This is a genomic window from Bacillus sp. JCM 19034, from assembly GCF_001310635.1.
Taxonomy (GTDB): domain Bacteria; phylum Bacillota; class Bacilli; order Bacillales; family Bacillaceae_D; genus Halalkalibacter.
In genome coordinates this window covers 33,291-60,174 of record NZ_BAXR01000004.1, presented here as the reverse complement: position 1 = coordinate 60,174, position 26,884 = coordinate 33,291, and the positions used below count along the sequence as shown (strand labels likewise).

Below are 26,884 nucleotides of genomic sequence, written 5' to 3'. Positions count from 1 at the left end.
GTGAAAAATCAATTATACTATGGTGTTGCTTACTATGATGAATATATGCCATATGATCGATTAGATGAAGATATTAGAATGATGAAGGATGCGGGCATTAATGTTGTCCGCATTGCTGAATCGACTTGGAGTTCGCATGAACCACAAAACGGTGTTTTTGATTTCAGTACGGTTGACCGTGTTTTAGATGCAATGTATAAGGCTAAAATTGACGTTATTGTTGGTACACCAACATATGCTATTCCAACATGGATGGTTAAAGAGCATCCAGATGTACTAGCTGAGACGAAGGAAGGAAAAGGGAAGTATGGTGCAAGGCAAATCATGGATATTTCAAATCCAACTTATTTGTTTTATGCTGAAAGAATCATTCGAAAGCTCATTTCGAGGGTGAAGGATCATCCTGCTGTGATCGGCTATCAGACTGATAATGAAACAAAGCATTACGGGACGGTGGGGCCTAATGTTCAGCTTCAGTTTGTAAAATATATGCGTGAGGAATTTGGGTCCCTTGAAGAAGTAAACAAAAAATTCGGATTAGACTATTGGAGTAATCGTATTAACAGTTGGGAGGACTTCCCTTCGGTTGTTGGAACTATTAATGGCAGTCTCGGTGCAGAGTTTGCTAAGTTCCAAAGAGTGCTCGTTTCGGAATTCCTAGCATGGCAAGTTTCACTTGTGAACGAATATAAAAGAGATGATCAATTTGTCACGCAAAATTTCGATTTCGAATGGCGTGGATATTCATATGGTGTTCAGCCAGATGTGAATCATTTTGAAGCAGCAAAACCATTTGACATTGTAGGTGTAGATATATATCACCCTTCACAAGATGAATTAACAGGGGCGGAAATATCGTTAGGTGGAGATATTGCTCGCTCGCTCAAGCAAGACAATTATCTCGTATTAGAAACGCAAGCCCAAGCATTTATTAACTGGACTCCGTATCCAGGTCAGCTTCGATTGCAAGCATTTAGTCATCTTGCTTCTGGAGCCAATATGGTTGCATATTGGCATTGGCATTCTATTCATAATTCGTTTGAAACGTATTGGAAAGGATTATTGAGTCATGATTTTAAGTCTAATCCAACATACGAAGAAGCAAAGACAGTTGGTGCAGATTTTAAAAAACTCTCAACCAAACTAGTCAATTTGAAAAAGGTAAATGATGTAGCGATGCTAGTCAGTAATGAAGCGTTAACTTCAATAGAATGGTTTCCATTCCATTTCACTAGCGAGAAAACATATAATGACGTCGTTCGGCTCATGTATAACGAGTTATATAAAATGAATGTTGGTTGCGATATCATTCACCCTATGACGGAGAATTTAGACCAATATCGATTGATTGTCGTGCCTGCATTGTACTCAGCATCTGATGAGTGTTTAGAGCGGTTAAATCGCTATGTTGAGCAAGGTGGCCACGTTGTTTATACTTTTAAAAGTGGTTTTACGGATGAGCATGTTAAGGTTCGTACGACAACCCAGCCGGGGATGATTGATCAAGTATGTGGTGTTTCATATAGTCAATTCGTTGAACCGAAACAGGTCACGTTAAAGAGTGATTCGTGTAATATCGGGGCAACGAATAGTCAGGTAGACACATGGATGGAGCTGTTAACTCCGACGACTGCTAACGTTCTTGCCTACTATGATCATCCGCACTGGGGGGGATATGCTGCTATCACTCAAAATGAGTATGGACGAGGAATAGCAACGTATATTGGTTGCTTTATTAGCTCAAAAGCGATGAATGCCGTACTTGAGCAAGTTGTTAAAAAAGCAGGGTTATGGGGCAACGATCAAGACATTTCATTCCCACTCATAACAAAGTCAGGTAAAAATGATAGTGGAAATACGATTCGCTACTATTTTAATTATTCAGATCAATCTGTGTCATTTACGTATCCATATACTCGGGGTATTGATTTATTATCAGGAAAAGAAATAATTCAAGGCAGTGAAGTAAATCTCGACCGGTGGGGATTCTGTGTAATGGAGGAGGAATAGCGTATGAGATGGGTGTCATCAACTGATGAAAAAAGGTGGAGAGAGAAAGACATTAAGTTAGACAATCATATAGTAAGACAACCGGATTTGAAAGTAACAGCAACAACACGTCAGCTTGTAGATGGATTTGGTGGTTGCTTCAATGAGTTAGGTTTTGAGGCATTGTCTTTTATAAGTGAGGCAGACCGGAAGCAAGTATTCTATGATTTGTTTCACCCAGATGGTGACTGTAAATTCTCTATTTGCCGTTTGCCTATCGGAGCTAGTGATTATGCACTAGATTGGTATAGTTTAAATGAACATGACGGTGATTATGAGATGGAACATTTCTCGATTGAGAGAGATCGAAAGTATTTAATTCCATATATTAAAGAAGCACTTCGCCTCAACCGAATTTAACGTTATTTGCTTCGCCTTGGAGCCCACCAACTTGGATGAAAACACCGAAGGCATATAATTACGGGACGTTACGGTGGGAGAAAGAAGTGCTGGAAGCATATGCTCTTTACTTTGTTAAGTTTATCAAGGCTTATAAACAAGAAGGAATTACCATTCACCAAATCCATGTGCAAAATGAGGTTGTTGCTGACCAGAAGTTTCCTTCATGTGTTTGGACAGGAGAGCAGTTACGGGAATTTATACGCGATTATTTAGGTCCTGCTTTTGATAAACATCAAATTGATACAGAAATTTGGTTAGGAACGATTAATGCACCTGAACCTTGGGATGAATGGTTAAAAGGAAAAGCACAAGACCATGATGCATATGCCCATACCGTTTTAAGTGATCCAGAAGCATATAAATATATAAGTGGTGTTGGTTATCAATGGGCTGGAAAATATGGAATACAAAGGACGGTAATAAGTTATCCTGAGCTTCGATATATGCAAACAGAAAATGAGTGTGGAGATGGAACGAATACGTGGGAGTATGCCAAATACATTTTTAACCTCTATCAGCACTACTTTACGAATGGTGTAAATAGTTATATATATTGGAACATGGTTCTTGAACCTAAGGGAAGAAGTACATGGGGTTGGGAGCAAAACTCCATGCTAACTGTTGAGAAGGAGAAGCGTTCATTCAGGAAAAATCCAGAGTACTTTGTAATGAAGCATTTTTCACACTTTGTCCTTCATGCAGCAAAACGAATAGAGACAACAGGTTCATGGACAGGGAATTCCCTCGTTTTTGAGAATAAAGACGGAACGATTGCTATAGTCATACAAAATCCGTTTAAAGAAGAGCGTGAGGTTGTTATAGAGTATAAGGAGCAAAGATATTCATTTAGTCTAGAAGCAGAATCATTTAACTCAATTATGGTTGAATGTTCTTAAGTATTCAAAAAGAGCTAAGTGCTGGTTTAACCAAACACTTAGCTCTTTCAGTAATGCATTAAAAAGATTTTGCACGGTTTAGTTAAACAGCTATATCGAAAACTCCTCTGGCAAAAATAGCTTTAAACACCTTCTTGTAACAAGTCATCCCAGTCTTGAATGTTATGAGGATTTCCCTGTCTAACAAGAAAGACGATTGTTGAAGTGTAGGGAGTTGAATTGTCAGGTAAACGCTCTTGCCAATTTTCGGGTATTAAATTTCTTGCTTCGTGTAAAAATCTAGAGCACCTTTTTCAATGTGATCACTCCTTTTAATGTCATTTACTCAATAAAAAAACTTCCCGTTCACTATGCAAATCATACATGGTGAATGAGAAGTCCTCGGTTGTCCGCTAGACTCAAGATTTATTTTTTTTGTTGTCTTTTTTTATTTTGTGCAAACCGAACTTTTTCAGTTGCATCAATTTGAGTGATTTGCTCATCGTGTATGGTAATAAGAACAGATCCGAATTTAATTTTTTCAATCGCTTTTTTAATTTCTTCAATTTTTTCAGGGTCATGATAGCCCATTATTCATTCCTCCTCTATGAAGTAAAGCGAGTTCTAATCAAATTTGTACTAAGTTTTTTAGATGTTATAACTTTTGAATGGGTTACTCTTGAAGACCTTTGTTGGAATGGACCAAAGGAAACATCCAATAGAAAATAAACAAATGATATAATTATGTTAAGTTAGATATTTTGAGTTGAAAGGAGGATACTGATGGTTAAAAGTATTAGTCTTTCGCAAAGGGAGCGTTCTTTTTATATCCATACTGAGCCTAATGGATCTCCTAAGGCAGAGATGAGAACCTATCACTTGCATGATGATTTTGAGATTTATTTCCTGATTGAAGGAGCAAGGCAATATTTAGTCAATGATGTTCGATACCCTATTAAAAGCCAAAGTTTAGTGTTCATTAATCGAAATATAGCTCATAAAACGACAAATTTAAATAATACCTATCATCATCGGATTGTCATGAATTTTAGGCAGTCAATTATTCCCGCTAATTCTTTGTATTTAATTAATATTCTTTTTAGAAAAAGCCCAACGGTAGTGACATTAAGTGATCAGGATACAGCTCTTCTATATCAACTAACTCGGCAAATACAAAATGAATATAAACATGCTCGTTCAGACTCCTCTTTGTACATTCAAACGTTGCTCGTACAATTTCTAATTTTAAGTAAGAGATTATATGAGACACAAAGGGGGAGCATTCCAGCTAAAGATTATAATCAACCAGCAGAACCCTTGATAACGAGAATTATGAAATATATCCATGAAAATATTGAAAAGAATCTTTCGTTACCTCAAATAAGTCAGGTGTTCCATATTAGTGAGCATCATTTATGTCGTCTTTTCAATAAAGAGACAGGCAGTACAGTCGTTCAATATATTAATGCAGTAAGAATAAACGAAGCGAAACGTCTTTTACTTGAGACGAGTAATCTTGTGAAAGAGATAAGCAAAAAGGTTGGTTATTCAAATCATGCTCATTTTTGCCGAGTGTTTAAGCAACAGACAGGGTGCTCTCCTTCGTCTTTTCGTTATAAGCAAAAGGGAAGTTATGAGTAGAACAAGATATGTAAAGGATCACTGCTTCTTTCATCAACATTTGCAAAATGGAAGCGTTTACAATTAAGGTGAACGTAAATAATGAAAGGAGCAATTTGATATGGGGAACAGGTTAAAAGGTTCTACTAGGCTGAGTTTGACTGTCTTGCTTATCACTTTACTAATGCTTTCTGTAACATCGATCGTTCATGCGAATGAAAGGTTGTACCATGCTGAAGAGGCAAGAGGTGAGGGATTTATTTTAAATAACAATCACCAAGGTTATATAGGGGAAGCCTTTATTCAATTTACGCCAAATGTGCCGGGTGGATATGTTGAATGGGATGTGGAAATTGCTACAGCTGGGGAGTATACAATTCAATTTCGCTATGCACACGGTGCTTTCGTCAATCGTCCTGGAGAAGTACGAGTAAACGGCCAAGTCATTGAAGCCGAGTTGCCATTTGAATCCACAGGAGCCTGGAATGAATGGGGAACTTCTGAAACGGTAACCGAGTTAACTGAAGGCACTCATACGATCCGTTTAACGGGGGTAGGACCAGAAGGCGGACCGAATATTGATCTTCTAAAGGTGATAGAAGGGTATGAGGAAGGAGAAGACCCAAAAACTCCTAGCTATCCAATTGTTCCGTTAGAAGACAGGCTACAAGAAGAGCATATCAAAACATGGCATAATAAAGGCTTGTTACTTACAGAACAATCAAACGAATCAAATCAATCTGTTAAGCAATTACAATTTATGGCTACGATTAATTCATTATTTGGATATACGAATGAAGTGACATTTAAAGGAATAGATTCCCCTCCTTTTTTCGAAGAATGGGGATCGTTAGATGATTGGTATATATATGTATTACAAGCTGCCTATAAAGCAGGCTATATGGAAAATATCGATAAAATTAATATCGATAAACCTATCACACGTAAGGAAGCAGCGGTTATTGTAGCATCTCTATTGCAATTAGAAGAGAATATCGAGGCTGCAGAAGTATTTCGTGATTTAAATGGACAAGCTGATTCGATTAAAGGGGCCATTGGTGCAGTGGTAGATAATGAAATAATAGAACCTCACACCAATAAAACGTTTAATCCTAATAAGCCATTGAATCATCAAGATTTAAATGCATTGATCGAGGCAATCCGGGAATTTCCAGAAGTCGAAAATCAATTGGTACACATTGCGAGTGTAGATGCACTAAGCCCTACGACCATAGCGGTAACCTTAAATGGCTATTTTGAAGAGGTTAGCCCATATGATATTGAGGTGACGTATGGAGCAGGAGAATGGTCACGCTTAAATCCAAATTTACAAGCATTAGAAGTAAAAGAAGCAAGTGTTGCTGTAAATCAATTCGGTAATAGTGTATTACTTTATGAATTGGAGAATTCATTAACAAACGATGCCAAAGTTGAAGTAGTTCGTGACATACCAGATGATTCCTATAGCCAAGAAATTGTTGATCAAGCAAATAATTTGCTTACGTGGCAAATGGAGCATGGAGGATGGACAAAGAATTTTCCACATATTTATACAAGAGAATGGGATGGAGTTGAGCCACGATCGGAGTGGATTTCAAATGGTGTCGAATTAGGAACGATCGACAATGATGCAACTATTAACGAAATTAGAACGGTTGCGGCAGCTTATAATATGACAGGGGATCCTAGGTTTAAAGAAAGTGTTGATAAAGGCTTTGAATTCTTATTTAAGCTGCAATATCCATCTGGTGGCTTTAGACAAGTATATCCACAACGGGGAGAAGATGAATCTAGCTCTGTTTGGTATTCTAATTATGTAACGTTTAATGATGCAGCAATGACGAATGTACTTGAGCTGTTCGATGAAGTCGTTAATCGAGAAGCACCTTTTCATACAGATGTTATTGATGATGATTTGGTTCAAGAATTAGAAGAGTCGATAGAAATAGCTTTAGATTATATATTGAAAGCACAAATTGAAGTTGACGGACAATTGACTGCATGGGGGCAACAGCATGATCCTGTTACGTATGAACCGTTGCATGGCCGCAGCTATGAACATCCTTCGATAACAGCTGATGAATCGATACCAGTCATACGTTGGTTAATGGCGAGACCTGATCAAACTGCTGAAATTAGAGCGGCGATTAGTGGTGCTTTGTCTTATTTTGATCAAGTAAAAATGGAAAATACTCGATATGACAACCGAACGTCTCCATACTTTTTAGAACATCCAGGTAGTACAGTATGGTATCGTTTTTATCAAATTGGAACGAATCAACCGATTTTTCCGGAAGAGATGGAGTGATTAAACATAACTTAGATGAAATAGAAGAGGAAAGAAGGGTAGGCTATGCGTGGCAGGCACTTGGCCTCAACAATTATTAGAAGTAGCGAAAACGACTGGTTATTATGAAAATCTAGTATATGCTCGTGTACTTAATGACCATCAATCAAAAGATCGTTTAAATCGTCAGCTAGCTTCTGGGTCAATCGTTCATACAGTAAACAGGATTAATTGAAAGAACTAAATGGTGCAACTTAATACGAAACAGTTGAATTAATAGTTGAGGTTGCTCTAAAAGGTGATATAGACCCTTTTAGAGCAACCTTATTTTTTATTTTTGTCATTACTATAGAATCCGTTTACAAAAACAACAAACTTTTTTAACAGAATGTTAACAGACTATTTGTATGATGGCTATATATATCCACCTGCTAATAAAGAAGATAACGAATTGGTACTTTATCCCAAGAGTGATTGATTAGTGAAGAATCAGAGAGGATGTTTAACCTGATGAAAGAAACGAAAATAATAATTCTAGCAACATCAGATGTCCACGGAAAGATTTCCCCTATTAACCATGTGGATAAAGAAAAGGATGATGGAAAAGGGCTAGCAAAAGTGGCAACCTTAATTAAGAAAGAACGTCAAGAATATGAAGATGTATTAGTAATAGATAATGGAGATTTAATACAAGGAACACCACTTGCTCATTATGCGATGATTGAGTCAGATGTAAAAAACCCGATGGTTCAAGTGTTAGATTATTTACAATACGACGGAGCAGTATTAGGGAATCATGAATTTAATTATGGTCAACAACAATTAGATAAAGTGACTTCTTCATCTTCGTTCCCTTGGTTATCAGCAAATATTGTGAAAAAAGGGACGGAGGAACCGTATTTTGGACAACCTTATTTTATGAAGGACATAAAAGGGTTAAAAGTAGCAGTGCTAGGGTTGACGACAAAATATATCCCCCATTGGGAAGCAGATCGCCATATTACAGCATTTGATTTTCTTGACCCAGTTGTTGTCTGCCGTAAGTGGCTAGATATTTTAAAAAAAGAAAAACAAGCAGATATTGTTGTTGTCGCTTATCATGGTGGGTTTGAATATGATCCTGTAACGAAACAGAAAATTGCTGAACCTACCGGAGAAAACCAAGCAAATGAGCTTCAAGACCTTAAAGGCGTCGATGTCCTTATTACTGGTCATCAGCATTTACAATATGCGGTTGTAACTGATGACAAGCAAGCTGTTTTGCAAACGGGGACGCAAGGGGAATATGTTGGAAGAGTGGAGCTAACAATTCAACAGGAAGGAAAACAAGCTGTCGTGCAGGAGCTGTTGCCAAATTGATATCTACAAAGCTATTTGCGGTTGACCGGGTGGTTACAGATATGCTCAGGTCGCTCGAGGAGGAAGTAGATGAATGGTTGGATGAGGAAATTGCTACAGTTCCGAGCAGAGTAGCGATTGATGATCCGTTACAAGATGTTTGGCTAAAAGAACATCCCTTTATTGAATGGATTAATAAAACGATGATGAGGTATTCTGGGGCTGAAATTGCTTGTGCATCATTATTAAGACCTGATACGCTTGAAATCAATGCTGCTGTTACACGACGTGATGTTCATGCACTTTATCCTTATCCTAATTCTTTAGCTGTTGTCGAATTAACGAAAGAAGATATTCGTCTAGCTTTAGAAGTGTCGGCGTCTTTTTTAATGGTTACGAATGAGGGAATTGTGTATATTAACTCTGATTGGGAAAAACCACGTCTATTAAGCTATAACTACGATATGTGGGAAGGAATTGAATATCAAATAGATTTACGGCGACCGATTGGAAAGAGAGTTATTAAGTTATCAATGAACGGAGAACCGTTAAAAGATCAACGCTACCACGTTGTCACAAGTAGCTACCGGGCAAGTGGCTCAGGTGGGTATCATATGTTCGGAAAAGAGAAGATTGTAAAAGAGTATCATCAAGATATGGTTGAATTGCTCGTTGAGGATTTGAAAAGGGAGCGGATTTTACCTGTTGAGGTTGATCGTAATTGGAAGATTGTTTATTAATGATGAGGAGCGGTTTAACATGAACCGCTCCTCATGTTTTTATGTCAATTGCTGCTCTGCAAACGCACGGTATAAGGAATGTGAGGCCACTAATTCTTCGTGAGTTCCCATCCCAGTTACTTGACCTTTTTCAATAAATATAATTCGGTCGGCGTTGACGATAGTCGATAAACGATGGGCGATAACAAAAGTTGTACGTCCTTCCATAAGCCGAGTTAAAGCTTGCTGGACAATCCCCTCAGATTGACTATCAAGACTAGCCGTCGCCTCATCCATCATCAGAATTTTTGGATCGCGAAGAAAAGCACGGGCGATCGCAATTCGTTGCCGTTGCCCCCCTGAAAGCTTCACCCCTCGTTCACCAACCTCTGTTTCAAGTTGATCTGGGAATTCTTTAATAAATTGATCTGCAAAAGCCATTTTTGCTACTTCCCAAAGTTTATTATCGTCAATATCTTCTATATGATCTAATCCATAACATAGATTGTTGCGAATCGTTCCTGCCATCATCGGGCTATCCTGGGAGACGTAACCGATTTGACTGCGCCATGATTGCATAGAAAGTTGCTGTATAGGAGTATCGCCTATTTTAATAACACCGGTATTTGGCTCATAAAATCGTTCAAGTAAGCCAAACATCGTTGTCTTCCCACCTCCACTAGGACCAGCAAATGCAATCATTTGCCCTGGTTCTACGTTAAAAGATACATTATGCAAGACCTGTTCTTTTTCGTTATAAGCAAAGGATACATTTTCAACATGAATCGGCATGTTTGTTATATCTAACTCAAAGCCATCTCTTTGCCCTTCTTCTTCGTCTATTTCCAAAATGTCAATGATCCGTTCTGTTGCCCCTTTTGCTTTTTGAAGCTGAGTGAAGAACATAGCAAAAGAGGTTATCGGAAAAATGATTTGAAACAAATATAGTAGAAACGCAACGAGTGAGCCGGTCGACATCGATCCTTCAGATACACGGATCCCACCATATCCAATAATGACGACAATGACGATCATGACAATTAAATACATGATTGGAGCAATTAAAGCAATGATACGAGCCTCTTTTAAGCCGTATTTTAATAAATTCTCAATTCCAAACATACCTTTTTTTTCTTCCATAACCTCTGCATTTGAAGCTTTCATAAGGCGAATTTCACTCAAAGTTTGCTGTACCGTTCCGGTAAAGGAAGCTGTTTCATCTTGTAATCCTCTGGAAACCTTGGCCATCCGTGTCCCTAGTGGAACCATAATGACAACTGTAATAGGAACAGCTAGTATCATAAGTAAAGTCATCTTCCAATCCATGATAAATAAGATGATAACGGCCCCTATAATCGTGATAATTCCGGTCACAAATTGTGGGAAATGCTGTGAAATTAAATCCCTCACAATTCCTGTATCATTCACAACACGACTAACCGTTTCTCCACTTGTGTTCTTATCATAATACTTTACTGGTAGGCGTAATAGTTTGAACCACATTTTCTCTCGCAAGGCAGCGATGACTTTCTGTCCTACATATGCTAGTAAATAAGTAGAAAGCCCATCAGTGAGTGCTTGTATAATAAAAACGAGCCCAATAACACCAATTAAAGTCATGTTAAAAGCATCAGTTGAAAAGCCATCAACCATTTGCCTTGTTAATAGCGGGATTGATAGGCTGACCAATGTAGTAACTAAGCTTCCTACTAGACCAAGAATTAAGGCGAGCTTAGGGATATTTAATGATAAAATTAGTGAGAAAAATGGTTTAAAGCTAATCGTTTGTTCTTTATCCATTTGTTAACTCCCCTTTAAAATTGAATATGATTTGTAGTCTTGAACTCATGCATAAAGGTTTAAGTGTGTGTCATCGCTCTCTTTAAGTAATGGCCTGTGTAGGAAGTTGATACGAGAGATATGTCCTTTGGTGTTCCCTGTGCAATCATTTCACCTCCACGTTCTCCCCCCTCAGGTCCCAAATCAATGACCCAATCAGATTGTCGAATCACATCGATGGAATGTTCGACAACGATGACTGTGTTTCCTGCATCAACAAGACGATTAAGGAGAATAAGCAGTTGCTTACTATCACTTGGATGTAAGCCAGTTGTTGGTTCATCCAGGATATAGAGTGTATGTCCTACTTTTTGTTTATATAGCTCTTTCGCTAAACGTAATCGTTGAGCTTCACCACCAGATAATGTTGTAACAGACTGACCCCAGTTTAAATATCCAAGCCCAATTTCACATAGAAGATTGATAATAGCTGAGATTTTACGGTGATCTTGAAAGATGCTTCGTGTTTCGGTAATGGACAGATCTAATAAATCTGATATTGAATAGCCTTGATATCTGACTTTTAAGATGTCTTCTTTAAACCGTTTCCCTTTACAGACGGGGCAAGTTACTTCTAGATCAGGTAAAAAGTGCATATTGGTCGTAACAAAACCAAGACCTTGGCAATGTTCACACCTGCCACCAACAGTATTAAAGGAGAAATTTTTTGGTTTTAGATTAAATTCTTTTGCAAGTGGGAGTGATGCATATACTTGTCGAATGTACGAAAAAACATCTGTATAAGTTGCGATAATTGATCGTTGCATTCGAGTGATTGGAGATTGATTTACTGTAATCATATGGTTAATAAGTTCAAGTCCAGATATCCTTTCGTAGCCAGCTCCTTCAGCATAACCAGAAGAGAGGATATCGAAAACTAAGGTCGATTTCCCAGATCCAGATACCCCTGTAACGGCGATAAAGCATTCAAGAGGGAAGGTGACGGTAACATCTTTTAAATTATGTTTTGTGGCACGTTCGATCGTAAGGAAATGCCCATTTCCTTTTCGGTATTGATTATAGCTAAGTGGTTTCACGGAGCGTTTAAGGAAAGACCCTGTAATTGACGATTTTTGGTTCATTAATTCGGTTAAATTTCCTTCTCCGACGATAGTGCCGCCAAACTTGCCTGAACCTGGCCCAATGTCAATAATGTGGTCAGCACTTTTCATAACATCTTCATCATGTTCAATTACGAGTACAGTATTCCCTAAGTCACGTAGCTGTTTCATGATCGTAATCAGGCTACCTGTATCTTTCGGGTGTAGGCCAGCTGTCGGTTCATCAAGAATATATAAAACACCCGTTAATCCTGAGCCGAGAATAGTTGCTAAACGTAATCGTTGAGCTTCTCCTCCAGATAAAGTAACCACTTGGCGTTCAAGTGATAAATATTTTAGACCGACTCTCATTATTCGTATTATTTTCGTTTTCATATCATGAATGATTGTTTCTACGAGATGGAGCTGATTTTCCGGTAGAGTTATTTCAAGCTCTTCAAGCCAGGGTAATGTATCTTCAAGTGATTGATTCACTACAGTCGTAATCGACTTTTTACCGACTTTCACGTTACGAGCTTCTTTGTTCAAGCGACCTCCTTCGCAGGAAGGGCATATTTTTGTAGTAAAGAATTCAGACTCGCTTGATTGTCCGCCCTTTTCTTTGTACCTTCTCCAAATACCTGTTAGTACTCCTTCGAATTTCCCCTTACTAACTATTTTAGGAGGTTTTTTATTAGGGAAGTGGGCAATGAAAGCTTCACTTTCTACACCGTAATAAAGCAAATCTGTTTGAATGGTGTTCCAGTCCTTCAGTGGTAAGTTATCATCAATTTCTATTCCGTAATAGCGGGAAGCTGCTTGTAAAATACTCAGCTGGTAATCTAGAAATTGTCCTTTCCAAATCGTAACACCACCTTCCTTTATGCTTTGTTCCATTCTAAAGACAAGGCTAAGTTGTAAATCAGCGACTTGACCTAGTCCATCACATGTAGGGCATGCCCCTTCTGGTTTATTAAAAGAATAATGACTTCGTGTTAATTTTTCAAAGCGATGGCTACAATTGGGACAAGTCTGATATTGTTTGAAATTTGTATTCTCTTCATACACATCTTTATCAATGGTTGGATGAATAATAGTTTGACAGTTAGGACAAGGGACTTCACCGAGTTTTTCATATAGAACTCTTAAATAGGTGTAGATATCTGTCGTGGTACCGACGGTCGATCTTGGGTTGCGGTTTGTGACGTGCTGATTAATACTAATAGATGGAGAAAGTCCTGTAATAGAATCGACTTTTGGTTTACTGACAGAATCTGAAGTCATGCCCATCGATTCCATATATTGACGTTGACACTCTCTTTGCAAAGTGTCTAATGCGAGTGTTGATTTTCCTGATCCAGAAGGACCAGTTAAAACGACTAGTCGATTTCTTGGGATTTGTAGTGAAATGTTTTTTAAATTATGCTCTCTAGCTCCATGAATTGTAATAAATTCTTTCAATTGATTCCCTCCTTTTTGTTTCCTACTCTATTATATAAAATTAATGCAAGTGCTAAAGTTTCCTATTATTATTTATGATATTATTAGCAATAAGCCGTCACGGATAGTTTAAGGTTTTGCAATAAGGATTGAGGTGGTTTGATGGTGAAGCCTATCGAGATTGCTAGACGATTGAATATTAGTACGAGTGCGCTTCGGCATTATGAATCATGGGGGATTGTACCTAAAGCTGAGCGAGGCACAAATGGTTATCGAGAATACACTGATGAGCATGTTGCTTATTTTGAATGTATTCGTGCGATGAATACTGGGTTTGGAATGAACGTGATAAGAAAAGTTTTGCCTCTTATTCAACAAGGCGATATTACGTCAGCCTTATGGATTGTTAATGAAGTCCAAGTAGAGATTTATCAGCATAAAAAGAAAGCAGAGCAAGCTCTTAGCATTCTTAAACATAATAAAAAGTAATAAAAATATCCCTTCATTTAAAAAGAAAACGTATAAAATTGGAGAGGCAGCAAAACAAATAGGAGTTCCTGAATCAACGTTAAGACATTGGGAAAAAGAAGGTCTTATTGCACCAAAACGTGATCAAGAAAATGGTTATAGAATTTATTATGAACCTGATCTACGTAAACTCCTCGTGATTAGATCATTACAAACTGCTGTAAAATCTTTAGAAGTAGTACGGGGAGTTTTGGCGGAGATGGATCAGAATAATATTTCAGAAGCGATTATTAAGATGAAAGAGTCGTTAGTTTATTTTGATGATATTATTAAGGAACAGCTTAGAGGACTGGGTTTTCTATATCAATTGTGTGAGTTAGTAGAACAAAAAACAAGTCTTAAGGTCTATGAAGGGGATATTCATTTTCGTCCTACGTAAAAAACTAGCTATTTTTACATACTATTAATTTGAAAAATAATCGTAAAACGATTATGTGGTATATAGAACCGGAACCTTTTTCCAATGTAGCAGAAAAAGCCGATTCTATCGTCTGGCATGTAGTTGATCAAATAGAACCAGGCTCGATTATTTTACTCGAGCTCTTAGAATATGAAGAGAAATCATTCAAAAAAGAAGAGAGTGAATAGTAATGAGCATAATAACTAAACTAAAATTAGACCGTTTTGATGAGATGGTCATATTGAATGAGCCGAATCATTATCATTTATTGGCGAATCAACCAACTCAATTGACAACAGAGCACGAAGCTGTTTTTGCCTATGTTTTTACGATTGAGGAAATGGCAGAAGTAACCGAACAGGTAATGAGAGATCAACATATAAAAGAAGGTGGCTCTCTCTTCTTTGCATATCCGAAAAAAGGGAACAAGTGCTATGATCAACACATTCATCGAGATTCGATTTTTCCTGCTTTAAAAGTAGATGATGATGGCTATATAAATGAAACAGACTTGAAGTTTTCTCGAATGGTCAGTATGGATGATGTGTTTACTGTAATTGAAATTAGAAGAAAAAAGAAGATGAAAACAAAAGTTAAATCATCGGCAGCGAGTCAACGAGTAGCTGATTATGAAGAATTAGTTTCTTATGTAGAGAAACTACTGCAAGGTTACCCTAATGAATTAACGTTTTATCAAGGATTAACTCCTGGTTACCGAAGTGATTGGGCACGCTTTATTTATTCAGCTAAGCAAGAAAAGACAAGAAAAAAGAGAAAAGAGCAAATGATTGAATGCTTAGCCGCGGGCTTTAAGTCGATTGACTTATATAAGTTGAATAAAAAGTCATAGGACATTAGATTGGTAATTGGATAATGGAGAAAACAACGTTCGCGTGCTTCATAAAACATGTTACAATAAGAAAAAAAAGTTAATTTGTAGGAGGAGAAGTAGTGGGGAAACGAGTCTTATTATTTATAGTTACAAACATAATGGTTATGACTACGATTGTCATTGTCTGGTCACTTATTACAACTTATACAGGAATAAGTGGTTCTTTTGAAAATGGCAGTGGAGGATTAGGTATTGATTATGCTTCATTGATGGTATTTAGTATATTGGTAGGTTTTACTGGGTCATTTTTATCGCTTGCCATGTCACGTTTTATTGCGAAAAAAAATGATGCGGGTGAACGTACTTGATCCCGAAGGAAACTTAACTGCCGAAGAGCGTGCCGTTGTCGAAAAGGTACATAGATTATCTCGTGCTGCTGGGTTAACGCATATGCCAGAAGTTGGTATTTATCAATCACCAGAAGTAAACGCTTTTGCAACAGGGCCATCAAAGAAACGTTCACTTGTCGCAGTTTCATCAGGTTTGCTTCAAGTGATGGATGATGATGCTGTTGAAGGTGTAATTGCACATGAGGTTGCCCATGTTGCTAACGGCGATATGGTAACAATGACATTGCTACAAGGGATTGTTAATACATTTGTTGTGTTCTTCTCACGCATTGCAGCAATCTTAGTCTCGCGCTTAGTTCGTTCTGAACTTCAATGGATTGTTCGATTTGCGGCTATTATCATATTCCAATTATTATTTTCAATTCTAGGAAGTCTTGTCGTCAATGCGTACTCGCGTTATCGTGAATATCATGCCGACCAAGGTGGAGCTGATTTAGCTGGTAGAGACAAAATGGCTCATGCCCTTCGTTCATTACAGCAGCATATTGAACGTGCCAACGTGAATAATCATACAGATGATTCAGCTATACAGACAATGAAGATTAGTGGAAAAGGAAATGTAATGAGACTATTTTCATCTCATCCAGATTTAAAAGACCGAATTGCTCGTTTGGAGCAGATGTAGTTGAGGTGAAAAGATGGTTCGTGTGTTATTTGTTTGTTTAGGAAATATTTGTCGCTCGCCAATGGCAGAGGCCATCTTTCGTGATCTAGTAGAAATAGAAGGTTTACGTACCCGTATTACAGTTGATTCAGCAGGTACAGGTTCATGGCATGTTGGAAAACGTCCGCATCAAGGGACCTTGTCGAAGCTAAAAGAATACGGTATGTCTTCTGAGGGCATACGTGCTCGGCAATTGAAGAAGGAAGATAGAGATGCATTTGACTATATTGTCGGAATGGATCAAAGCAATGTCACAAATATTAAAAAAGTAATAGGTGAGCCAGAAGGAGTTAAGGTTATTCGTCTGCTCGATTTAACTGATCATAAGAAGGATGTACCAGATTCTTATTATACGAATGATTTCCAAGAGACTTACGATTTAGTGTCAGACGGGTGCAAGATGCTATTGGAAGAAATAAAAAAGCAACTATAAAATTCTAGAAATTTAGGGCATTGAGACAGGAGGAATCTTCCTATTTCAATGCCCTATTTGCTGGATTATTCCTCCATAAGTCTCTTCTTTTCCGTTAGCAATTGTTGGAACTCTTGTTCTAACTGCTCAGTGGGCTTCATGCTTAGTAAGCTTAAAACCTCGGTCAATCGTGTTTCAATCATTAGCTTGCGATTAGCATGATGATTACGTGGTGGTGTTATTATATGGGCTTGGTACTCTTCGTACGTCCCATCGAATACATGTAACTGATTGTTTTTGATTTCAATCATTTTTGTAGCAATGTTATTCACAAAATGGCGATCGTGAGAAACGAATAATACGGTACCGATATATTCTTGTAAAAGAGATTCTAGAGCTTTCACCGCTTCAATATCAAGAAAGGTGGTCGGCTCATCTAAAATTAACGTATTAGAATCGCTAACAAATAGCTTCGCGAGTGCTACTTTCACACGTTCACCGCCACTTAATACATCGATTTTTTTGTGAACATCATCACCAATAAAATGAAGTCTAGCTAGGACCGTGCGAATAAGAGTGACGTTTTGTTTTGATGTTTCCTTCACCGTGTCTAGAATACGGTCTTCTGCTTTTAATAAAGTTAAGTGCTGACTTAAGTAACCAACGATCACTGCTGGCGAAATTGAAACAGCTTTGTTTCGAGAAAGAAGCGTATTAAGTAGCGTTGTCTTTCCGCTACCATTGTTGCCGATTATCGCAACCTTGTCTCCTCCTTTTATAAAAAAGGATTCCTTGTTCCACAAAATACGTTGATTAATTTTGCCCTCGAGCTGTTCTACACGAATGATCGTCCTTCCATAAAAGTCTTCATGATTAGCGATATCCATCTTGATTTCGGTGTTTTCCCGAGGCTTTTCGACTTTATCAAGCTTTTCTAATCGAGTTTCAAGTGCTTTTGCGGTTTGTTGAAGCTTTTTTTGCTTTTTAGCAAAATACGGTTTAGCTCCAGTTATTTTTGCTTCTGATCTATGAACGTTTTTAGGTTTTTTTGTTGCCCGGGCCGCACGTTTCTCTTTGGCTTGTATTGCAGTCTCGAGTTTTTTCTTTTCTCGTATATAATTTTCGTATTCATGGTGCAAAAAGGAGGACTTCCGTTCTTTTTGTTCGATATACGATGAATAGTTTCCTTTATATACATGAAGGTGATAGTCCTCAATTTCCCAGATCGTTGTACAAACTTGATCAAGGAAGGCTCGATCATGAGAAACGATAACAAAAGCTCCCGACCAACGTTTGAATTCTTGTTCGAGCCACACAATATGCTCCTTATCTAAATGTGTCGTCGGTTCGTCAGCAAACAGTAGAGCAGGTGCTTTCTGTAACGCTTGTTGAATATAGGACTGTGTAAGCTCACCACCGCTTTGCTCTTTGTTTTTTTGTTTGAGCTGAGGCAAAAGCAATGACGTAACATGACAATTTATATATCCTTTTGAGGGCAGCTGTTTATGAGCAAGAACATGTAATAAAGTCGACTTACCAGCTCCATTTTTCCCTATTAGCCCAATCCGATCATGTTGGTGGATTGTTAGTCGATCAATATCGAGTAAAAGGTTTCCTTGAATTTCGATTTTGATATGATGACCTTCAAGTAGTAGCATAACACCATCTCCTCTTGATTCATTAATGGTAGGAGACGCAAAAAGCCTCCTATACTGACAAATTCAGAATAGGAGGCTGTTGATCAGGATCATTAGCCAAATAGAGAATACAATAGACCTACTTGAAGAGGCCTTTTGAATTCTAATCCTATTCTGAATCATGGAATTGAAAAAGAGCATACATACACGTTGTATACATAACCTTTTCAATTCTACATTCAAACATAGGATTAGAACTTCATCTATCCGGGTCACCCTTTCGCATTTAGTCGTTTATTTCCTTCATCATACTAAATGTAGAAAACGTTGTCAATTTTAGTTTCCACCATTATTATGAAAAAAGAATATACTATATTATTATGTTAATAAAAACAGTTTGACAGACTTATTTTTAGTCTGTTATTATTTTTTAATGAATTGAATACCCTCGTTAGGTGAGGCTCCTGTGCTGGAGATATGCTGCTGCCCAAAAATGTCCAAAGACGCCAATGGGTCAACAGGAATCATCGAATTAAGGTGATTTTTAATGTAGCTGGAACAATTTTCCTATGCCGCACAGTGCTAAAGCTCTACGAATGGAGGAATGGACGGTTAGTTTTTTGTGCAAATATACCTTTACGGGTATTTGTTTGTATTAAAGTTGGCTATTAGTAAAGCACCTTCATTCGTGAAGGTGTTTTTATTTGTAGATGTAACTCTGATTTAAAGAAGTAGCTAGACTTTATTTCTTTTGAGGAAAATGCTAGCTTGATAAATTCTTATTGGAGGTGAGTGGAATGGATCTAAATCCAGAACCTGAGTCGAGTCAATGTAGGTTGTTAAAAAAGAGAAAAAGAGTGGAGGGGTTCATTCCACGCCACTAAAAAAGAATAGCCCCTCCATTTAATAAGGAGGATGTCAAATGGTACGTTTAGATAAAAAAAGCCGAGAACAGTATGCTAAATTGATAGTTGAGGCACTACAGCAAGAAGATTTGAATTTGTTTCGTGAAAGCTTTTTAGAGTTACACAGAACCGATCAAGTAGAGATTTTTTTAACGTTAGATAAAGAGAACCGTCAACGTGTATATTCGTATTTATCACCTTCTGATTTTGCTGAAATCTTTGGAGGACTTGAATTTGAGATGCAAGCAAAAGTCGTCTCAGAATTAGATGAACGCTATTTTGCTACAATATTTGACAGTATGTTTGCCGATGATGTAGCAACTTATTTAACAAGAATAAATGATGATCAAGCGGATCAAATTTTAACTATAATGGAGCCTGAAAAAGCAAAAGAGGTTCGTGAAATCCTTTCTTATACACCTAAGACTGCTGGTGCCGTAATGACGAAGGAATTTATTAGTATCTCGTCAAGCGATGCTGCATCTGTCGTTATAGAGAAGTTACGTGAGCACGGCCCTGATGCCGAAACGATTTATTATTTATATGTAGTTAATGAACAAGGGGAATTGGTTGGTGTCCTATCGTTACGAGATTTAATAACAGTCCCTGCAGAAACACGAGTAGAGGAAATGATGAGTACGAGAGTCGTTTCTGTCCCTGTTGACATGGATCAGGAGGAAGTGGCGAAAATCATTCAAAAATATGATTTTTTAGCAGCTCCGGTCGTTTCAACAGAAGGGAGTTTGCTCGGAATTGTGACAGTCGATGATGTAATGGATATCGTTGAAGAGGAAGCGACAGAGGACTTAGGGGGAATTTCAGCTGCTAAAGGAGCAACTGATGTTCATCTTAGTGCATTTACAGCAGCAAAAAAACGTTCACCATGGATTATTTTATTAATGTTTTTTGGGTTGATTACTGCTGAGGTAATCGGTCAATTTGAGGAAACATTGGAGAGCATTGTCTTATTAGCGGCCTTTATCCCACTCATTATGGATTCAGCAGGGAATACAGGTACACAATCATTAGCAGTTGCGGTGCGTGGTCTTGCGTTAGGTACAGTAAAAAAAGGGACAATTGCAAGAATGATTAGACGAGAATTTGGTACCGGGTTAATGTTAGGATCATTTGTATGGTTGTATTAGCTATAACGATAACGATTATGCATCAGCACTGGATTTTAGCGTTTATTGTGGGTGCTTCCATTTTTTGTACATTAAGTATTGCAACCGTTATTGGTTCAACCGTGCCACTTATTATTAACAAACTTAGGTTAGATCCAGCAATTGCCTCAGGTCCTTTTATTACTACAGTAAACGATATTTTAGGTTTACTTATCTATTTTACGATTGCCACAGCTTTACTACAGTATTTGTAATGACGAAGCTTCACTTCAATAATTTTTGGGGTGGAGCTTTATTAATGGGGAAATTGTAATGAAAATAGGTGATAGTGCTAAAGTATGAGAATATATGATACACTAAGCCTAAGAAATTTGACATAAAGGTAGGAGAGGATAAAATGTCGAAAATTCATTCTATTAAAGTAAAATTATTTCTATTTATTAGTTTATTATTGTTTATTCCTATAGTTGTTGTAGGGGTGATTTCATATCAAAAACAAATATATTAGAGCAAGCTGTTATACAAAAAGAAGACTTAGAGGAATTCACTTCAAAATTTTCAAGTATTTTTCAGGAGTATGAGGAGCTATTAACGGAAATTTCACAAATGGATGAAATGCAAGTACATACGTACGAAACGGATCAAATTGATGGGCATTATCCTAATATGCCACAAAGTAATGATCCAAATAAAACAGCATTTTATCAACAGTTTTTATCTGAGTTCTCAGGCGACCACCCATTCTTAATTAACTTTTATGTAGGAACGGAAATAGGAGAAATGTATTTGGATAATATTCCCCCTGAAGAAGTTGATTTGAGCCAGTTTGACCCAAGGGATAGGGATTGGTATGTAGAAGCATTAGAAAATGAGGGGACGGTTATTTGGACTGAACCATATATTGATACAGCGAGCGGACAATCTACCATTACATTAGCCCTAACCGTTTCAGATTCTACTGATTCAGTTATTGGTGTAGCAGGTATGGATTTTGACATGGCACGTTTAGCAACGATGATTCGAGAGGATATTTTACGTTCAACAATCATTACTTGCCTAGTAACACTCGTGATTGGCCTAATTAGTTTATATTTCTTTTTAAATCGTTTTGTTACTACGATTTCCCGAATGAATGAGGAAATGAGACAAATAGCTAATGGCAATTTAACTGGTGAGAAAATCGTTGTGAAAGGCAAGGATGAATTAACGTCATTATCTCAGTCAGTAAATGACATGAAAGAGGATCTTTACTCTATTGTAGAAGGTGTTAAGGGTGCTACTAGTAAGGTCGATGTTCAAAGTAAGCAGCTCACGAATTTCGCAGTGGAAGTGAAGGAAGGTAGTGAACAAATAGCTACGACAATCGAGGAATTATCAAGTGGGGTTGAACGTCAAGCAAATACTGCGACAGAAATTGTCGAAATGATGGGGCAATTTAATCATGAGATTCATGAGGCAACAAAAGCGGGTGAAGAGGTTACACGGCATTCGCAAATTGTTCGTGAACTAACGAATGAAGGCAGTCAATATATGTCAAGTACAGTCGAACTAATGAAGAAGATTGATAAGGTCGTAAGTGAATCAGTTCATAAGGTCAGAGGACTTGATCAAAAGTCAAAGGAGATTTCAACATTAGTTCAAGTGATTAAAGAGGTTTCCGAGCAAACGAATTTACTAGCCTTAAATGCGGCAATAGAAGCGGCACGGGCAGGGGAGCATGGCAAGGGATTTGCAGTAGTGCTGATGAAGTTCGTAAATTGGCTGAGCAAGTAACTGGTTCGGTAGAGGATATCACATCAATAGTTAAAGCTGTTCAACTGGAGTCAAATGATGTAGCTCGCTCATTAGAAGGTAGCTATCAAACAGTTAATGAGGGATCTAAGGAGATAATACGTACAGATGAAACATTCAAGCAAATGAATGAATTGATTGATACGATGATTTCAAAGATCGAGTCAATAGCAGTGAAACTTAATAGTCTCACTAAAAATAGTCAAGAGGTTGAGACGTTTATTGAAGATATAGCGGCTGTTTCAGAACAGTCAGCAGCTGGAATTGAAGAAGTAGCAGCATCTGCACAGCAGTCGAGCAGTTCTATGGAGGAAGTAACAAGAAGTGCCAATGAGTTAGCACAATTAGCCGATCAATTAAAGCTACAAATGGATCGTTTTAAAGTCTAAAATTGGACAAGTGAAATAGTTTTCCGATATGGTAGAGGTGAGTTGAATGCATTTCCCATCAAAAAAAGATATTTGGTTGAATATTCTTATGTTTGGAATAATTGTTCTGTTCCTTCTGCTCCCTCTAATTGAGTTTAAGCTTATTACAATTGTTATTGTTTATCCTTTGGCGATGTTAATGATTTGGTTTTGGATAGCAACATCCTATACAATTGAAGATGGAATACTAATTATAAGGTACGGCCCTTTCTCAAAAAGTATTAAAGTTAAACATATTCAAGCCTTACAAAAATCAAAATCTTTGCATTCAGCACCAGCGATGTCAATTGATCGTATAGAAATACGCTATAATCAATATGATACTGTTTATATTTCTCCTCAAAAAGAAAAAGAGTTTGTGGAAACATTACTTAAGGAGAACCCTACAATTCAATTAGATCATATAATAAAGAATCAAATAGATTTAAAGAAGGGTGAGTGAGAGCATGGATTTAAAAAAAGCAATTGAAACGAGAAGAAGTATTGGTGTTGTGAAGCAGGATCCAGTGCCGCGTCATTTAATAGAAGAAGCACTTGAAGCAGCAACGTATGCACCGAATCATCATCGTACAGAACCGTGGCGTTTTTTCGTGTTAGAGGGTGATGCTAGAAAACGTTTAGGAGATGTACTTGCTGAGATTGCTCAATCAGAAATGCCTGAACCTTTATCAGCAGCTGATCAAATTAAGCTGACTAGACAGAAGGAAAATCCGTTAAGAGCACCTGTCATTATTGCTGTAGCAGTGGAGCCATCAGATGACAAAAAAGTAATTGTGCAAGAAGAGTATGCGGCAGTTGATGCAGCAGTACAAAATATGTTGTTAACGCTTCACGCAGCAGGTCTTGGTGCTGTATGGCGGACTGGCCCAGTTTGTTATCATGATAAGGTCAAGTCGTTTTTCGGTTTAAGTACGAAAGGTGATATGATCGGGTTTATTTATATCGGTTACCCTAATATGGAGCCGAAAGATAAGCCTAAGTGTGATTTTAAGAAATATACGCAATGGCTTTCCTAAAGAATTGTGAAATAAAGAACTGAAAAGGTGATGCCTTTTCAGTTCTTTATTTATAAAGTAGGTCTTTAATAGATAGAAGTCATCCATTCTACAATTCCTTTCTTTTCTTCATATCTCAATGTTTCTACGTCAAGGTGGCCGATAATTTCTCCATCTTTGATCGCAATCACTTCATCAAGAATTGTTTCCACTTCTTTTATTTCGTGAGTGGTAATGAGGACAATTTGTTTTTCTAAATCAATATAGGAAATTAAACCTTTTACAATGGAGTCACGTACCATCGGGTCAAGTCCTGAAAGTGGTTCATCCATTAGGATAACAGGAACCTCACGAGCTAACGTCAAAATGATTTTTAAACGACCACGGTTTCCTTTTGATAAGTGCTTAAGCTTGGCTTGACGGTCTAAATTCATAAATTTGCGAATTTCCTCAGCCTTTTCACGATTGAAGTCAGAAAACTGAGAAGCGTGAAAATCAATCGTCTGCCCAACATTATAAAAGCCATAATATTCATCAAGCTCAGACAAATAAGAAACATATTTTGCAATTCGATGATTCACCCTTGACCATTTACGCTGATCTTTCCTTTTGTCGGTTGATTAAGACCGGCAATGAGTTTGAGTGTTGTTGATTTTCCACTTCCGTTTTCACCGATAAGACCAATGATTTTCCCTGGTTTTAACTCCAAGTTAATATTTTTTAGAGCTGTTTTTGATAAGAACTTCTTTGTTACATTGTCCAGTTTAATCATTTCTTGTTCCCCCGTTCGTGTTTACTAAAAACGCTTGTAAACCAGCTTCAATTTCGTTAGCAGTATAGCCCATTTCTTGCATGCCCTTAACAAATGATGAAATTTCCTCAAGCTTTAAACGCTCTCTCATCTCATGTAAAATACCTTCGTTTTCAGTAACAAATGTCCCTTGACCTCGTTTTGTCTCCACAATTTTCAACCCCTCTAACTCTCGATAAGTTCGTTGTACTGTATTAGGATTCACGTTCGCTTGAATCGCCATTTCGCGAACGGATGGAAGTTTATCGCCAGGCTGTAAATCTCCTCGTAATATTTGCCGGTTAATGCGATCAGCTAATTGACTATAAATCGGCTTTGATGATTCAAATTCGGTTGTCATTGTTTACACCTCAACTTTACGCTCTAGTAACCAACATGTTAGTAAAAAGAAAGCAATTGATAGGACTGCTTCAAATACGTAGTCTCCGATATAAAAGGTAACTGGCATAGAGGTTCCGTGAAGACTTAAGTCGACTTGGTCCTGAGATATATCATAATTTAAGCTAGTAATAAACTCTGGGATGTGAATGCCACCCCACTTTGTTAACGTTTCATACAATTTAGTTTCGGCAAACCATATATAACTACGCAGTGATAAGATAACAAATGCAGCAGTACTAATAAAACTTAAAAATCCATTTAAACGAGAGCGAATGGCAAAATGAATCATCATGTATAGTAAAAACCAAGCTGCGATATTTAAAGCAAAAAGAATAATGTGAACACCAGCAAAAAGGCTCAATTCAGTTAAGTTAAAAAATGCCAATTGGTCTTGGAAGTAAGTAGCTGATTGCGCAGCTACTAAAAAGTTGTACCGGCAACAGCTAAACTAATGATTAAAGAAATGAGACCAGCAGTGATCTTGGCAAGCAACAGTGCATAGCTAGGCAGTGGACTATGAAGCCACAAATGTAGCTTTTTTCTCTCGTTTTGCAAGCTGATAAAAAGGTAATACATAAGGTAGAAAATGTGCATCACAATGGCAGACGCTGAAAAGATCATAAGTCCTTCAGCACCAACATTTGCTTTTGAGCTAAAGTAAAAAACGATACCTCCTACGATTAAAAAACCAATTAATAAGGAAAAGAAAGCAAATGCTCCGTTACGTAGTTCTTTTTTAATAAGTGAAACCAAGCGTTCATAAAGACGCCTCCTTATTTAGTATTAGTGTATTAATTAAATAGTACACTAATACGAATAAGGAGTCAATCATTTTATGAAATGTGATATGCTACTTTAAAAAACAGCTAGAATAAAGCTCGAAAACTGATAATAAATTAATTAGCATAATACAGATATGGTTTCCCTTAGATGGAGGAGGATAACATGGCTCAATTTAATTTACTGAAGAAAGAGATATTCATACATGACTACTATCCGAGTATATCTGCTTATTATTTTAAAACATGGGTCAATTTCTACATGGATTTTCATCGGCATGATGATCTTGAAATAATGTATGTATTAGATGGAAAGTGTAATGTTGATATAGAACATAGGTCTATAGAGATGAGAAAAGGAGATTTCATATTTTTAGATGCTAATATCATGCATCGACTTGTCCTTGAAAAGGACAAACCGTGCCGAATGTTAAATGTCGAGTTTTCATTTGTAGAGAAAAAGAGAGCATTTCCTTCTATGAGAGATTTAGCCAAACATCAAAAAGTAGCAGACCTTTTATCTTATAAGGAAGGATATGTAGTATTAAAAGATGCAAATGAAGTTTTTTACACGTTAAAAAATTTAGTTTTTGAGCTAGATAAAAAAGAAGATGAGAAAGAAATGATGGTTCAGTTATATTTTTCTCAACTCATTGTACAAATAGCACGATTGCTGAATGAAAAACGAGAAATGAATGAGCAGAAACAAACGAATGTATATGTAAAGAAAACGATAGAATTTCTCCACCACAATTATGATTGTGATCTAAAAATGGAAGATGTCGGGCGTGTTGTTAACCTTCATCCAGGATATTTACACCGCATTTTTAAAAAGAATACCGGCTGTTCTGTGATGGAGTACTTAACAACCGTTCGAATCAACAAAGCTAAAATGCTGTTAGCCGAAACGGATATTCCGATTATCGATATCTCCTTATATGTAGGAATTAATAGTAGACAATATTTCAGTATATTATTTAAAAATATACAAATCAATCTCCTGCAGCATTTAGGAAGTCCTTTGAACGTGTTCAAAAGTCAGGAGGCTTTGTAAAGGAGTAATATAAGCTTGCCGAATTAGAAGAGCTAAGTGCGTTCCCATTGCACAGTTAAGCTGTTTTTGAGAAATAAATATGATGAGAAAAAGTTAAGATTTCTTACCAAACGGGAAGAAAGAG

General features: G+C 37.3%; 22 protein-coding genes, 8 pseudogenes and 1 riboswitch. Of the genes and pseudogenes, 21 read left to right on the top strand and 9 right to left on the bottom strand.

What is annotated here, in order from left to right:
• Window positions 1–45 precede the first annotated feature (45 nt).
• Together JCM19034_RS08540 and JCM19034_RS08535 are read left to right on the top strand one after the other, a co-directional pair.
• Window positions 46–2,010, top strand: coding sequence for a beta-galactosidase (locus tag JCM19034_RS08540; protein ID WP_062049267.1), 1,965 nt, complete (start codon window positions 46–48; stop codon window positions 2,008–2,010).
• A 3-nt stretch (window positions 2,011–2,013) separates the two neighbouring features.
• Window positions 2,014–3,347 (top strand): annotated as a pseudogene (locus tag JCM19034_RS08535) (glycoside hydrolase family 30 beta sandwich domain-containing protein).
• A gap of 125 nt (window positions 3,348–3,472) precedes the next feature.
• Here JCM19034_RS08535 and JCM19034_RS21695 read toward each other — a convergent pair.
• Together JCM19034_RS21695 and JCM19034_RS20935 are read right to left on the bottom strand one after the other, a co-directional pair.
• Window positions 3,473–3,610, bottom strand: a pseudogene (locus JCM19034_RS21695) (substrate-binding domain-containing protein); the annotation flags it as partial.
• A 142-nt stretch (window positions 3,611–3,752) separates the two neighbouring features.
• On the bottom strand, window positions 3,753–3,917 hold the full coding sequence (locus tag JCM19034_RS20935) for a YezD family protein (RefSeq protein WP_082393890.1): 165 nt from the start codon (window positions 3,915–3,917) through the stop codon (window positions 3,753–3,755).
• Window positions 3,918–4,109: 192 nt separating this feature from the next.
• Between JCM19034_RS20935 and JCM19034_RS08530 the strand changes: the two genes are divergently transcribed.
• From JCM19034_RS08530 to JCM19034_RS08515, 5 genes and pseudogenes are all read left to right on the top strand, one after another.
• A complete protein-coding gene (locus JCM19034_RS08530) occupies window positions 4,110–4,967 on the top strand; it encodes an AraC family transcriptional regulator (protein WP_062048894.1) in 858 nt (285 codons plus the stop codon).
• Window positions 4,968–5,067: 100 nt separating this feature from the next.
• Window positions 5,068–7,334: pseudogene (gene pelA / locus JCM19034_RS08525) on the top strand (pectate lyase).
• Complete coding sequence (locus JCM19034_RS21685) at window positions 7,304–7,468, top strand: hypothetical protein (protein ID WP_156323923.1); 165 nt, start codon at window positions 7,304–7,306, stop codon at window positions 7,466–7,468. The pseudogene pelA and the gene JCM19034_RS21685 overlap by 31 nt, the downstream one beginning before the upstream one ends.
• A 275-nt stretch (window positions 7,469–7,743) precedes the next feature.
• Window positions 7,744–8,592, top strand: coding sequence for a metallophosphoesterase (locus JCM19034_RS08520; protein ID WP_062048890.1), 849 nt, complete (start codon window positions 7,744–7,746; stop codon window positions 8,590–8,592).
• Window positions 8,589–9,311: a 5'-nucleotidase C-terminal domain-containing protein gene (locus tag JCM19034_RS08515; protein WP_062048888.1), complete on the top strand. Its 723-nt coding sequence runs from the start codon at window positions 8,589–8,591 to the stop codon at window positions 9,309–9,311. The genes JCM19034_RS08520 and JCM19034_RS08515 overlap by 4 nt, the downstream gene beginning before the upstream one ends.
• Before the next feature lie 39 nt (window positions 9,312–9,350).
• On the opposite strand, the gene JCM19034_RS08510 is transcribed toward JCM19034_RS08515, so the two are convergent.
• Complete coding sequence (locus tag JCM19034_RS08510) at window positions 9,351–11,090, bottom strand: ABC transporter ATP-binding protein (RefSeq protein ID WP_062048886.1); 1,740 nt, start codon at window positions 11,088–11,090, stop codon at window positions 9,351–9,353.
• Between the two features lie 59 nt (window positions 11,091–11,149).
• Window positions 11,150–13,630 (bottom strand): excinuclease ABC subunit UvrA, encoded by a 2,481-nt coding sequence (gene uvrA / locus JCM19034_RS08505; RefSeq protein WP_062048884.1) that lies wholly within the window; start codon window positions 13,628–13,630, stop codon window positions 11,150–11,152.
• 144 nt (window positions 13,631–13,774) lie between these two features.
• Between uvrA and JCM19034_RS23035 the strand changes: the two genes are divergently transcribed.
• The 7 genes and pseudogenes from JCM19034_RS23035 (at window position 13,775) to JCM19034_RS08475 (ending at window position 16,876) form a co-directional block, all read left to right on the top strand.
• Entirely contained in the window at window positions 13,775–14,098 is a 324-nt protein-coding gene (locus tag JCM19034_RS23035) for a MerR family transcriptional regulator (RefSeq protein WP_062048882.1), read from the top strand.
• Window positions 14,040–14,273 (top strand): annotated as a pseudogene (locus tag JCM19034_RS24760) (MerR family DNA-binding transcriptional regulator); the annotation flags it as partial. The gene JCM19034_RS23035 and the pseudogene JCM19034_RS24760, both read left to right, overlap by 59 nt.
• A gap of 63 nt (window positions 14,274–14,336) precedes the next feature.
• A complete protein-coding gene (locus JCM19034_RS23025) occupies window positions 14,337–14,516 on the top strand; it encodes a hypothetical protein (protein WP_062048880.1) in 180 nt (59 codons plus the stop codon).
• A 29-nt stretch (window positions 14,517–14,545) separates the two neighbouring features.
• Window positions 14,546–14,725, top strand: a complete 180-nt coding sequence (locus tag JCM19034_RS08490) for a hypothetical protein (protein ID WP_062048878.1) — start codon at window positions 14,546–14,548, stop codon at window positions 14,723–14,725.
• 2 nt (window positions 14,726–14,727) lie between these two features.
• Window positions 14,728–15,387, top strand: a complete 660-nt coding sequence (locus JCM19034_RS08485; RefSeq protein WP_062048876.1) for a YdeI/OmpD-associated family protein — start codon at window positions 14,728–14,730, stop codon at window positions 15,385–15,387.
• A 101-nt stretch (window positions 15,388–15,488) separates the two neighbouring features.
• Window positions 15,489–16,404, top strand: a pseudogene (gene htpX / locus JCM19034_RS08480) (protease HtpX).
• Window positions 16,405–16,417: 13 nt separating this feature from the next.
• The gene (locus JCM19034_RS08475; RefSeq protein WP_062048874.1) at window positions 16,418–16,876 is read left to right on the top strand and encodes a low molecular weight protein-tyrosine-phosphatase; all 459 of its coding nucleotides are present in this window, start codon (window positions 16,418–16,420) and stop codon (window positions 16,874–16,876) included.
• Window positions 16,877–16,941: 65 nt separating this feature from the next.
• Here the strand turns inward: JCM19034_RS08475 and JCM19034_RS08470 are convergent, their stop codons facing one another.
• Window positions 16,942–18,513 (bottom strand): Vga family ABC-F type ribosomal protection protein, encoded by a 1,572-nt coding sequence (locus JCM19034_RS08470; RefSeq protein ID WP_062048872.1) that lies wholly within the window; start codon window positions 18,511–18,513, stop codon window positions 16,942–16,944.
• Window positions 18,514–18,932: 419 nt separating this feature from the next.
• A riboswitch (M-box (ykoK) riboswitch) is annotated at window positions 18,933–19,100 on the top strand.
• 314 nt (window positions 19,101–19,414) lie between these two features.
• On the opposite strand from JCM19034_RS08470, the gene mgtE reads away from it, so the two are divergent.
• The 6 genes and pseudogenes from mgtE to JCM19034_RS08445 all read left to right on the top strand — a co-directional run bounded on the left by mgtE (window position 19,415) and on the right by JCM19034_RS08445 (window position 23,756).
• On the top strand, window positions 19,415–20,542 hold the full coding sequence (mgtE, locus tag JCM19034_RS08465) for a magnesium transporter (protein ID WP_370621859.1): 1,128 nt from the start codon (window positions 19,415–19,417) through the stop codon (window positions 20,540–20,542).
• Entirely contained in the window at window positions 20,530–20,775 is a 246-nt protein-coding gene (locus JCM19034_RS24755; RefSeq protein ID WP_370621858.1) for a magnesium transporter, read from the top strand. The genes mgtE and JCM19034_RS24755 overlap by 13 nt, the downstream gene beginning before the upstream one ends.
• A gap of 352 nt (window positions 20,776–21,127) precedes the next feature.
• Window positions 21,128–21,757, top strand: a pseudogene (locus JCM19034_RS24750) (HAMP domain-containing protein); the annotation flags it as partial.
• Window positions 21,755–22,701 (top strand): annotated as a pseudogene (locus tag JCM19034_RS24745) (methyl-accepting chemotaxis protein). The pseudogenes JCM19034_RS24750 and JCM19034_RS24745, both read left to right, overlap by 3 nt.
• Before the next feature lie 46 nt (window positions 22,702–22,747).
• Window positions 22,748–23,182 (top strand): PH domain-containing protein, encoded by a 435-nt coding sequence (locus tag JCM19034_RS08450; RefSeq protein ID WP_062048865.1) that lies wholly within the window; start codon window positions 22,748–22,750, stop codon window positions 23,180–23,182.
• Between the two features lie 4 nt (window positions 23,183–23,186).
• Window positions 23,187–23,756 (top strand): nitroreductase, encoded by a 570-nt coding sequence (locus tag JCM19034_RS08445; RefSeq protein WP_062048863.1) that lies wholly within the window; start codon window positions 23,187–23,189, stop codon window positions 23,754–23,756.
• A 65-nt stretch (window positions 23,757–23,821) separates the two neighbouring features.
• Here the strand turns inward: JCM19034_RS08445 and JCM19034_RS08440 are convergent.
• From JCM19034_RS08440 to JCM19034_RS08425, 4 genes and pseudogenes are all read right to left on the bottom strand, one after another.
• Window positions 23,822–24,507, bottom strand: a pseudogene (locus JCM19034_RS08440) (ATP-binding cassette domain-containing protein).
• Window positions 24,500–24,886: a GntR family transcriptional regulator gene (locus tag JCM19034_RS08435; RefSeq protein ID WP_062048860.1), complete on the bottom strand. Its 387-nt coding sequence runs from the start codon at window positions 24,884–24,886 to the stop codon at window positions 24,500–24,502. The pseudogene JCM19034_RS08440 and the gene JCM19034_RS08435 overlap by 8 nt, the downstream one beginning before the upstream one ends.
• Window positions 24,887–24,889: 3 nt before the next feature.
• Complete coding sequence (locus JCM19034_RS08430) at window positions 24,890–25,312, bottom strand: hypothetical protein (RefSeq protein ID WP_062048858.1); 423 nt, start codon at window positions 25,310–25,312, stop codon at window positions 24,890–24,892.
• A gap of 35 nt (window positions 25,313–25,347) precedes the next feature.
• Window positions 25,348–25,680, bottom strand: coding sequence for a hypothetical protein (locus JCM19034_RS08425; RefSeq protein ID WP_062048856.1), 333 nt, complete (start codon window positions 25,678–25,680; stop codon window positions 25,348–25,350).
• Window positions 25,681–25,872: 192 nt separating this feature from the next.
• Between JCM19034_RS08425 and JCM19034_RS08420 the strand changes: the two genes are divergently transcribed.
• Entirely contained in the window at window positions 25,873–26,760 is an 888-nt protein-coding gene (locus JCM19034_RS08420; protein WP_062048854.1) for an AraC family transcriptional regulator, read from the top strand.
• The last annotated feature ends 124 nt before the right edge of the window (window positions 26,761–26,884 follow it).